9 protein-coding genes and 1 pseudogene are annotated in these 9,611 nt (G+C 67.2%); 3 read left to right on the forward strand and 7 right to left on the reverse strand.

Going from position 1 to position 9,611, the window contains the following annotated elements:
• Window positions 1–158: 158 nt before the first annotated feature.
• The 4 genes from AB0I19_RS18145 to AB0I19_RS18160 form a co-directional block, all read right to left on the reverse strand.
• Window positions 159–566 (reverse strand): DUF302 domain-containing protein, encoded by a 408-nt coding sequence (locus AB0I19_RS18145; protein ID WP_357150115.1) that lies wholly within the window; start codon window positions 564–566, stop codon window positions 159–161.
• Window positions 567–592: 26 nt separating this feature from the next.
• Window positions 593–832 (reverse strand): YgaP-like transmembrane domain, encoded by a 240-nt coding sequence (locus AB0I19_RS18150; protein ID WP_357150118.1) that lies wholly within the window; start codon window positions 830–832, stop codon window positions 593–595.
• A 46-nt stretch (window positions 833–878) separates the two neighbouring features.
• A complete protein-coding gene (locus AB0I19_RS18155) occupies window positions 879–1,148 on the reverse strand; it encodes a metal-sensitive transcriptional regulator (protein ID WP_357150121.1) in 270 nt (89 codons plus the stop codon).
• Window positions 1,149–1,232: 84 nt separating this feature from the next.
• Window positions 1,233–3,392 carry an MMPL family transporter gene (locus AB0I19_RS18160; RefSeq protein WP_357150124.1) on the reverse strand — a complete coding sequence of 720 codons (2,160 nt, stop codon included), beginning with the start codon at window positions 3,390–3,392 and terminating at the stop codon, window positions 1,233–1,235.
• Between the two features lie 290 nt (window positions 3,393–3,682).
• Between AB0I19_RS18160 and AB0I19_RS18165 the strand changes: the two genes are divergently transcribed.
• Entirely contained in the window at window positions 3,683–4,303 is a 621-nt protein-coding gene (locus AB0I19_RS18165) for a disulfide bond formation protein DsbA (RefSeq protein ID WP_357150127.1), read from the forward strand.
• Window positions 4,304–4,572: 269 nt separating this feature from the next.
• Here AB0I19_RS18165 and AB0I19_RS18170 read toward each other — a convergent pair whose 3' ends face one another.
• A complete protein-coding gene (locus tag AB0I19_RS18170) occupies window positions 4,573–5,217 on the reverse strand; it encodes a site-specific integrase (RefSeq protein WP_357150130.1) in 645 nt (214 codons plus the stop codon).
• A gap of 460 nt (window positions 5,218–5,677) precedes the next feature.
• Between AB0I19_RS18170 and AB0I19_RS18175 the strand changes: the two genes are divergently transcribed.
• Entirely contained in the window at window positions 5,678–5,929 is a 252-nt protein-coding gene (locus AB0I19_RS18175; protein ID WP_357150177.1) for a helix-turn-helix domain-containing protein, read from the forward strand.
• Between the two features lie 100 nt (window positions 5,930–6,029).
• The gene (locus tag AB0I19_RS18180; protein ID WP_357150133.1) at window positions 6,030–6,656 is read left to right on the forward strand and encodes a DUF305 domain-containing protein; all 627 of its coding nucleotides are present in this window, start codon (window positions 6,030–6,032) and stop codon (window positions 6,654–6,656) included.
• 289 nt (window positions 6,657–6,945) lie between these two features.
• Here the strand turns inward: AB0I19_RS18180 and AB0I19_RS18185 are convergent, their stop codons facing one another.
• On the reverse strand, window positions 6,946–9,201 hold the full coding sequence (locus AB0I19_RS18185) for a heavy metal translocating P-type ATPase (protein WP_357150136.1): 2,256 nt from the start codon (window positions 9,199–9,201) through the stop codon (window positions 6,946–6,948).
• 221 nt (window positions 9,202–9,422) lie between these two features.
• Window positions 9,423–9,611 (reverse strand): annotated as a pseudogene (locus AB0I19_RS18190) (hypothetical protein); the annotation flags it as partial.

A 9,611-nucleotide genomic window follows, 5' to 3' on the forward strand; every position in this document is an offset into this window, starting at 1 on the left:
CACATCGGCATCGACGGCCACTACAGCGTCCACTTACCCGACCTGGGTGGACGACACCGTCCACCGCGCGATCCGGACTGCCCCGACGGCGAATGAACGACCGGCCGCGGCGGGGGGCGGATATGTCCGCGTCTTTCATGGCGAGTTTGATCGTGGTGTCAGGGCTGGGTGGACTCCAGTGCGGCCAGTGCCGCGCGAAGGAGGGTGGTGGCCTCGTCGGCGATCGGGTCGAGGGCGGGCTGGTCGGTGACCTGGACCATCAGTTGGGGGTTCATGGCTTCGATGATGATGGTGTCGGGGTCGGTCCGGTCGCGGCGGACCACGACGTTGCAGGGCAGCAGTAGCCCGATCTGGCGGTTGATTTCGACCGCTTGGTGGGCCAGGGTCGGGTTGCAGGCGCCGAGGATGCGGTAGTCCTCCATGTCGTGGCCGAGTTTGGCTTTGAGGGTGGCTTGCATGTCGATCTCGGTGAGGATGCCGAATCCTTGCTCGGCCAACGCGGTTCGGGTGCGTTCGATCGCGTCGTCGAAGGTGGTGTGCAGGGTGGTCGAGAGGGCCAGGTCCATCGTGTGCTCCGATCCGAGAAGAGTGGTCAGGCGGTTGGGGTTGGGCAGGTCGTGTCGGTGAGGCCGAGTCGGCGCATCACCAGAGTGGCCGGGCACCAGCCCATCGCGCTGTAGAGCAGCAGGTTCGCCCCGACCAGGGTGGTCAGGATCAGCCACCAGGGTGAGAGGGCCACACTCAGTAGTGCGCTGAGCAGGACCAGGGTTCCGGCCAGGGCCGGTACGAGGCGGGGGATGGTCCATCGGTGCGGGCGCGGTGGCAGTGCCATCGGCGGGAGTCCTTTCGGTGTGTGCCGGACCCCGGGGCGCGTGGGGTCAGGCCAGGGCGAGGAAAAGCTTTTCCAGTTCCTCGACGCTCATCGGCGCGCGTTCGCCGTCGGGGGTTTCGGTGAGGCATTCACGCAGTCCGGTGGCGACGATCTTGAATCCGGCGCGGTCAAGAGCTTTGGAGACCGCCGCGAGTTGGGTGACCACGTCCTTGCAGTCGCGCCCGGCCTCGATCATGGCGATCACCCCGGCGAGTTGGCCTTGCGCGCGGCGCAACCGGTTGAGCACCTGCGCCATAGCGTCGTCGTTGGCGATCATCGATGTTTTCCCTTCTCGGATACTCGCCCCAATATACCCCATGGGGTATCTGAGGTGAGGATCCGAGAAGGGGTGTCACAAGGCTCAGTGGTGGGCGAAGCTGATGGTGGGCAGGACCCGGCGCAACCACGCCGGGCTCCACCACGCAGCGTGCCCGCTCAGGCGCAGAATGACCGGGAGCAATACCAAGCGCACCAGCAGCGCGTCGAGCAGCACAGCGACGCCCAGGATGATGCCCATCTCCTTCGGGGGCAGCGGGTCGGCCAGAGCGAAGGTGAAGAACACCGCCACCATCACTGCCGCCGCGGCGAAGATGACCCGCCCCGAATGGGCCAAACCGTCCAGGAGCGCGGCATGCGGGTCGCCGGTGCGTTCGTAGTGTTCCTTCGCAGTGGCCAACAGGAACACCGTGTAGTCCATCGCGATGGCGAAGATCATCGCGAAGAAGAACACCGGCCCCCACCCGTCCAGGAACCCTTGCGGGGTGAAACCGAGCAGCCCGGCGCCGTGCCCGTCCTGGAAGATCAGTTTGGCCACCCCGAACGCGGCCGCGGTCGAGAGCAAGCTGACCAGGGTGCCCAGGGCCGCGATCAGCGGGGCCTGCAACGCGATCAGCAACAGCGCGAACCCCAGGATCAGAATGATCGCGACCACGATGGGCAGATAGTCGTTCAGGGCTTGTTGCAGGTCGAGGTTCTCCGCCGCCGCGCCGCCGACCACCGCCTGTTCGGGCAGATCGGCGCGCAGGCGGTCCAGGATCTGCGCCATCTGCGGTGCGGACGGATCTACCGCGGGCATCGCCTGCATCATCACCAGGCCGGAGCCGTCGGCGGCGGGCTGGGGCGGGGTGAGCATGACGATGCCGTCGCTGGTCCGCGCGATGGTCGCGGTGGCTTGGGCATCGGCGGCGGGAGCGATGATCGAGAGCATGCCCGGGGCTCCGGGACCGAACTCCTGGGCGATCAGTTCATAGCCTTGGCGCACGGGTGCATCGGCAGGCACCACCGCGATCGAGGGCATCGCGGTCTTGAGCCCGAACATCGGTGCCGCCAGCCCGATCAGGATGGCCAGCGCCACCGCGGCCAACGGCCACGGGTACTTGTGCAGGATCTGGCCCCAGCGCGCGAATACCGGGGAGCGGTGCTGCTGGCGGCGCGCGTACGGCAACGCGGCGGCGTTGACCTTGCCGCCGAGCGCGCCGAGCGCGGCGGGCAACAGGGTCAGGGTTGCGGCCAGCACGAACACCACCGCGAGCATGATCCCGACCGCCATGGTCCGCACCGCGGGGGCGGGCACGATCAGCACCGCCGACAAGCTCACCAGCACCGTCAATCCCGAGATCAGGACCGCCTTGCCGGCGGTGTCCATGGTCTCGGCGACCGCGGCGCGGGGATCGCCGGTGCGGGCCAGCGCGTCGCGGAAGCGGGCCACCAGGAACAACGCGTAGTCGATCCCCAGGGCCAGGGCGAACATCATGGCGAAGTTCATCGCCCACACCGAGATCGGGGTGATCTGGTTCAGCAACACCAGCCCACCGGCGGAGGCGACCAGACCCGCCAAGGTCAACAGCAACGGCAGCCCGGCCGCGACCAAGGACCCGAACCCGAGCACCATGATCGCCAACGTGACCGGCCACGAGTACAGCTCGGCTTTGATCATCGCGTCGTGGTTGGCGACGTTGAAATCGCTCCACAACGCCGAGGCTCCGGTCGGATACACCTCGATCCCGTCCCCGGACAGACCGGTCAGCGCGTTCTTGTGCTCGTCGACGGCCTTGACCATGTCGTCGGTGGAAGCGTTCGCGCCCGCGATCACGATGCCGGTGTGTGAGTCGGGGCTGATCGTGAACCCCGGCTGCGGGGCGATCACCGCCGCGATCCGCTCGTCACCCGCGAACACCGCGGTGACCTGCTCGACCGCCCGTGTCATCGCCGGATCGCCGATCGTGGCGGTGTCGGAATGGATCACCACCTGCACCGCGGCCGAGGAATTGCCGCCGAAGTGCTGCTGGGCCAGTTCCCGGGCGCGTACTGATTCCGAGCCGTTGGCCTGCCATCCCGCGCCAGCCAGGGAGGTGAACACGCTCGGCGCGGCGGCCCCGAGCGCGATCAGCACGAGCAGCCACACCCCGATTACGGCTTTGGTGTGCGCGGCCATGTACGCGCCCCACCGGCCCAGTGGGCCCGCTGCGGAGCCGTGCTGGGGTGGATCAGCGGGGGCGGTATCGAGTTTCGTCTCGGTCATTCGACCCTCCTTCAATACCCCTAGGGGTATGGTGAATGTTGATACCGACCATACCCCTAGGGGTATCGTTGGACGCAACCCCTGATCCCTGAGGCAAAGGAGTTCACCCTCATAGGCATCGTCGAGTTCATGCAAAGCGCCGCCGGGCGCGGGGCCCGCATCACCGCCGGAATCGCGCTGGTGGACCTGCACGGAAAGCCCAGTGCCAGCCACTGATCGCACCACTCTCATCACGGCGGCGGGTGCGCAGACTTCGTGTCCGTCGCGCCACCACCCGAAGGAGGCTCTCGATGGCCGACATCGACCTGTATCTCGATCCGGTATGCCCGTTCGCCTGGGTCACCTCCCGCTGGCTGCTCGCCGCCGCCACCGACAGCCCGCACACGGTGCGGCTGCAGCAGATGAGCCTGGCGGTCCTCAACGAAGGCAAAGACGTCGACGCCGACCACAAACCGATGATCGAGCGCTCACGCCATCTGGGACGAGTGTTCGCCGCCGCCACCAATACCGGCGGACCCGAGGCGTTCGCACGCCTGTACGAGCACATCGGAACCCGGCTGCACGTACACGGTGAGGATCTCGGACCCGCGGCCCTCACCGCATCACTCACCGCCGCCGGCCTGGACCCGGACCTGGCCCAGCACCTGGACGACCCCAGTTTCGACAATGCCGTCACCCGCTCGCACGAGGCCAGCCAGAACGCGCTCGGCGGCAGCGCAGGCAGCCCGATCATCGTCATCGACGGCCTCGGCTTCAACGGCCCCGTCCTGACCGAAAGCCCCACCGCGCAACACGGTCCGGTCTTGCTCGACGCGCTCGTCACCGCCGCGACCACCCCCGGATTCGCCGCCCTGCACCGCCCCTACCAAGGCCCCCCGCGCATCGAGACCACCACCGAGGCGGCCCACTGATGTGCTCACCGGTCCGATGCCGCACCTGCGGCAAAACCACCTGGTCCGGCTGCGGATCTCACATCGACCATGTCCGGGCCGGTGTCGCACCCGAACAGTGGTGCCCCGGACACCCCGAACCTGAACCCCGCACATTCGGGTGGCGCCCCGGCAAGAAATAAGGACCGCCGGACCGGCCGCACATGATCAGCGACCTCGGCGGCGTCGGGTCGCCGGGTCGCTGTCAGCCTGGAAGCGACGAAGTGCGTCATCCGAAACCCGCGCGCACTTCACCAGGCTGCGCCCGATGTATGCCCGGACAACTTCATCAACACCGGCGTCGACGCACCGTCCTCCGCGGCATGGGTCAGCCGCGAATGTCGCAGCTGATGCAGCGTGTAGGGGCCGTTGTCGAACACGCTGGTGTGTTCTTCGAACAACTCGGCCGTACGCCGATACGACAGGCGCGAGCGACCGGTGGCCGGGTCGATGTCGTTGACCGCGACCGAGGATCGGGCCTTGCGGCCGGTAAGGAACACTGGACCTGACTGGCGCCCGGCCAGCATCCTCGGCAACAGCCGGGCCGTGCCGGTCTGCCACGCGATGACGTCGCGCGCCCCACCCTTGCGGGTCACCACCGCGCATCGGTTCGCGGTATCCAGGTCGGGCACATCGAGCATCAGCACCTCCTCGGCGCGCGCGGAGGATTCGTAGAGCATGTGCCACAACACCCGTTCCCGCAGTGCCGAATCCGATCCCAGGATCTGGGTGATCCGATCCCGGCTCAACGCCTTGCTGGTGTCGCCGGGCGCGGGCCGGGCCCGCAACCGGACCAGCGGATCACCGGCCAACCAGCCCTGCTCACGCCAGTACCCGCACGCCGAACCCAGCGCGGTCAACCGGATGTTGAAGGTCTTGGCCGCCTTGGCCCCCACACGAACGTGAACCAGCCGCTCACTCGATCCGGTTCGTGGCCGAACAACCCCACATCGGTGTCAGCACCGAAGTCCGCGACGAGGCGATCCAATGCCGTCGCGTAGGTCTGGCGGGTGTTGGGCACTGTGATCGTGGCGAGGTAGATCTTCACCGCATCCGCCAGCCGCACCCCGCTGCTTGGCCTCGGTAGCTTCCGAACCGACCCCCTACTCGTTGGGTTCGGGCCCGACTTCCGTACTTACACCGAAGGCGAGTCATGATGCAACTAACCCGGCTCCAGGGGCAAGTGCTGCCCGCGCTGCAAAACCAGGCCGCATCTTTACGAGAAGGCGTGTGCGCCAGCTCGACAGCGGTACAACGAGCCTGCTGTCGTACCGATGTTCGGTGATACTGCTCTTGGACAGCGCACGGGTGGTCGGTGACTGGCGCACCATGCTGCATGCCTTGGTTGTCGAAATCATGCCGGAGGGGTCTCCTACACTTCCGGTGGTTGCCGCCAAACTGGGGATGAGCCCCAGAACTCTGCAACGAAGACTCGACGAAGCCGGCACGAGCTGGCGCACCGAGGTCGACTCCGTTCGGGCTGAACAGGTGCGGCTTCTGGGAAGCGAGTTGTCCCAGCGAGCCGTCGCTACTCGGCTCGGTTACCGGGATGAGCGGAGTCTGCGGCGGGCGAGGCAGAGGTGGGCCAACTCCGGCAATCGCCCATGATCGCCGGGCATATTCCCGGCGATGGTTGATCGGGGCTAGCCTTGGGTGTTCGTTCGATGCGCTACGTGAGGTCATGTTTCCAACTCTGAGGAGTTCCATCATGTCTCTGCGTTCCACGATGGTTCGATGCCTTCTGCCCGTAGTCGCTGTGGTTGTGCTTGCGGCGGCGGGGTGTGGTGACGACGATGCCGGAAACGGCGATGCGCTCTCGTCGACCGCCACCGGGATTTCGGCGACTTCTGTGACCACTACTTCTCCGCCGTCCAGCAATTACAACGACGCCGATGTGACGTTTTTGCAAATGATGTACTCGCACCACGCGCAGGCGATCGAAATGTCGGACCTGGTGCCCTCTCGGTCGCAGGATACGGAAGTGATAGATCTTGCTGCGAAGATCAAGGCTGCTCAACAGCCTGAAATGACGCAAATGCAGACATTGCTCGAGGGGTTCGGGAAGCCGGTGCCGTCGGGAGACGGCATGATGGGGCATGACATGCCGGGAATGATGTCTCCGGAGCAGATGTCCTCGTTGGAGGGTATGTCTGGTCCGGATTTCGACAGAATGTGGCTCGAGATGATGATCAGCCATCATGAGGGAGCGGTCGAAATGGCCCAGACCGAGATCGCCGCGGGGGCCAATGACCAGGCGAAGCAACTTGCGCAGTCTGTGGTGTCGGCTCAGCAGGCTGAGATCGATCAGATGAAGGGAATGCTCGCCCGGCGGTAACTCGATTTCCGACACACGGAATGACTGGGACATCTAACGGTGCCACGCCGAAATATCGGGGGACTATCGGCTGCGTTGGTCAGTCCGGCTTGTGTCGCGTCTCCGTCGCGCCAGCCTCGAGAGCTACTCGGGCTGCCGCAGCGACACATCCGACCGCGCATCGCGCGATGGTCCTGACTGTGGGGTGCCTGGCGATTCGAACGATCGCCGTTGAAGAGGACATGAGTCGAGGGTCCTTTCCCTGCGTAGGAGTGGGCGGCAGTCTCCTGCCGCCCACTCCTACGATCGGTTACTGCGCGGTCGACTTGAATCGTCGCAGGCGCAGGCTGTTGCTCACCACGAAGACCGAGCTGAACGCCATCGCGGCACCGGCAAGCATCGGGTTGAGCAGGCCGGCCATGGCCAGCGGGATCGCGGCCACGTTGTAGGCGAAGGCCCAGAACAGGTTGCCCTTGATCGTGGCCAGGGTGCGCCGGGACAGCCGGATCGCGTCGGCGGCGGCGCGCAGGTCGCCGCGGACCAGGGTCAGGTCGCTGGCCTCGATGGCGACATCGGTGCCGGTGCCCATCGACAGCCCGAGATCGGCCTGGGCGAGGGCGGCCGCGTCGTTGACGCCGTCACCGACCATGGCGACGACCTTGCCCTCTGCCTGCAGCCGTTTGACGGTGTCGACCTTGTCCTGCGGCAGGACCTCCGCGATCACCTCGTCGATGCCCACCTCGTCGCCGATGGTGCGGGCCGCGCGCGCGTTGTCGCCGGTCAGCAGGATCGGTGTCAGCCCGAGTTCGCGGAACTGCGCGATGGCCTGTGCCGAGGTCGGCTTCACCGCGTCGGCGACCACGAGCACGCCGCGCGCCTTACCGTCCCAGCCCACGGCGACGGCGGTCTTGCCCGCCGCCTCCGCCTCCGCCATCGCGGTTTCCAGGTGCTCCGGCAGCGGCTGCGACCAGTCGGCCAGCAGTCGTGCCCGGCCGACGATCACCGCGGACCCGTTCACCACGCCCTGCACGCCGAGGCCCTCGACATTGGCGAAGCCCTCCACCGGCAGCAGCGTGCCGAACTCGTCCTGGGCGCCCTTGGCGATCGCCTGCGCGATCGGGTGCTCCGACGAATGTTCCAGCGCCCCGGCCAGTTCCAGCACCCGGCCGCGGTCCTCGCCCTCGGCGGGCAGCACGTCGAGCAGGGTCATCTTGCCGGTGGTGACGGTGCCGGTCTTGTCCAGCACGATGGTGTCGACCTTGCGGGTCGATTCCAGCATCTCGGGACCTTTGATGAGGATGCCGAGCTGCGCGCCGCGTCCGGTGCCGACCATCAGCGCGGTCGGGGTGGCCAGGCCGAGGGCGCACGGGCAGGCGATGATGAGCACCGCGACGCCTGCGGTGAAGGCGGCGGCGATGGAACCGCCGGTGCCCAGCCAGAACCCGAGGGTGGCGACGGCCAGCGCGATGACGATCGGGACGAAGATGCCCGAGATCTTGTCGGCCAGCCGCTGGGCCTGCGCCTTGCCGGTCTGGGCGTCCTCGACCATCTGCGCCATCTGGGCGAGCTGGGTGTCGGAGCCGATTCTGGTGGCGCGCACCAGGAGCCGCCCGCCGACGTTCACGGTCGCCCCGGTGACGGTGTCGTCAACGCCGACCTCCACCGGCACCGATTCGCCGGTGAGCATGGAGGCGTCGACGGCCGAGGAACCCTCGGTCACCACACCGTCGGTGGCGATCTTCTCACCGGGCCGGACGACGAACACGTCACCGACGGCCAACTGCTCCACCGGGATTCGCGTCTCGACACCGTCGCGCAGCACCGCGACGTCCTTGGCGCCCAGCTCCAGCAGCGCCTTCAGCGCCGCGCCGGCCCGGCGCTTGGACCTGGCCTCGAAGTAGCGTCCGGCCAGGATGAACGTGGTGACGCCCGCGGCGGCCTCCAGGTAGATGGAACCGGTGCCGTCCATCCGCGCGATGGTGAACTCGAACGGGTGGGTCATGCCGGGCGTGCCCGCGGCGCCCCAGAACAGCGCGTACAGCGACCAGCCGAAGGCGGCCAGCGTGCCCATCGACACCAGCGTGTCCATGGTGGCGGTGCCGTGCTTCAGGTTGGTCCAGGCCGCCTTGTGGAACGGCAGCGCGCCCCACACCACGACCGGCGCGGCCAGCGTCAGCGAGAGCCACTGCCAGTTCGTGAACTGCAGCGCCGGGATCATCGCCATCGCGATCACCGGGACGGTGAGCACCAGCGACACCAGCAGGCGAGTCCGCAGCGAGGCGGTCGGATCGGGCGCGGCGGCGGCCTCCTCGGTGCGCTCCGGCTGCTTCGGGGTGGGGAGTGCCGCGGTGTAGCCGGCCTGCTCGACGGTGGCGATCAGCTCCTCGGGGGAGATGTCACCGGAGAAGTCGACGCGCGCCTTCTCGGTCGCGTAGTTGACCGTGGCGGTGACCCCGTCGAGCTTGTTGAGCTTCTTCTCGATCCGGTTCGCGCAGGAAGCGCAGGTCATGCCACCGATCACCAGTTCTACCTGGCCGGTGCCCGGTGGGTGTGTCACGGCGGTCATGGGGTGCTCCATTCTCATTTCGGTGAGGTTCCGAGTGCGGTCTGGTTGTCAGATTCGGTGGCGCGGTCGAAGTGGTGGCGGGACCGGTCGCCGGAATTGCGTGGTGGACTGAGGGCCGTCATGTCGAGTCGTGGGGAGGGTCGACTGGGTCGGTGGTAGGGAATGGGCCAGGCGCGCGTTGCCGGTGTTATTCCCTCGAAATTGGCTGTGGCACAGTTCTTTCAGTGGCCGTGACCCGGGGCGCCGTGATCTGCGGGCGCAGGGGCCGGTGCCACGGTGTCCTTCGCTTCCTGACTTGTGCCCGTCACGCGCAGGGTGAACTCGGCGGTGCGGACCACGCCCTGGTGCTGGAAGTCCAGGAACAGGCGGTAGTCGCCCGCGCTCGGTGCGTTCACCACGAAGTCGATGCC

It is taken from the genome of Nocardia sp. NPDC050413, from assembly GCF_040655475.1.
In the GTDB taxonomy this organism is placed as follows: Bacteria; Actinomycetota; Actinomycetes; order Mycobacteriales; family Mycobacteriaceae; genus Nocardia; species Nocardia coubleae.

What these genes read in the sequence shown, in the direction of transcription:
- AB0I19_RS18145 (WP_357150115.1), bottom strand. Translation starts at nt 566, where the DNA reads ATGGACCTGGCCCTCTCGACCACCCTGCACACCACCTTCGACGACGCG.
- AB0I19_RS18150 (WP_357150118.1), bottom strand. Translation starts at nt 832, where the DNA reads ATGGCACTGCCACCGCGCCCGCACCGATGGACCATCCCCCGCCTCGTA.
- AB0I19_RS18155 (WP_357150121.1), bottom strand. Translation starts at nt 1,148, where the DNA reads ATGATCGCCAACGACGACGCTATGGCGCAGGTGCTCAACCGGTTGCGC.
- AB0I19_RS18160 (WP_357150124.1), bottom strand. Translation starts at nt 3,392, where the DNA reads ATGACCGAGACGAAACTCGATACCGCCCCCGCTGATCCACCCCAGCAC.
- AB0I19_RS18165 (WP_357150127.1), top strand. Translation starts at nt 3,683, where the DNA reads ATGGCCGACATCGACCTGTATCTCGATCCGGTATGCCCGTTCGCCTGG.
- AB0I19_RS18175 (WP_357150177.1), top strand. Translation starts at nt 5,678, where the DNA reads ATGCCGGAGGGGTCTCCTACACTTCCGGTGGTTGCCGCCAAACTGGGG.
- AB0I19_RS18180 (WP_357150133.1), top strand. Translation starts at nt 6,030, where the DNA reads ATGTCTCTGCGTTCCACGATGGTTCGATGCCTTCTGCCCGTAGTCGCT.
- AB0I19_RS18185 (WP_357150136.1), bottom strand. Translation starts at nt 9,201, where the DNA reads ATGACCGCCGTGACACACCCACCGGGCACCGGCCAGGTAGAACTGGTG.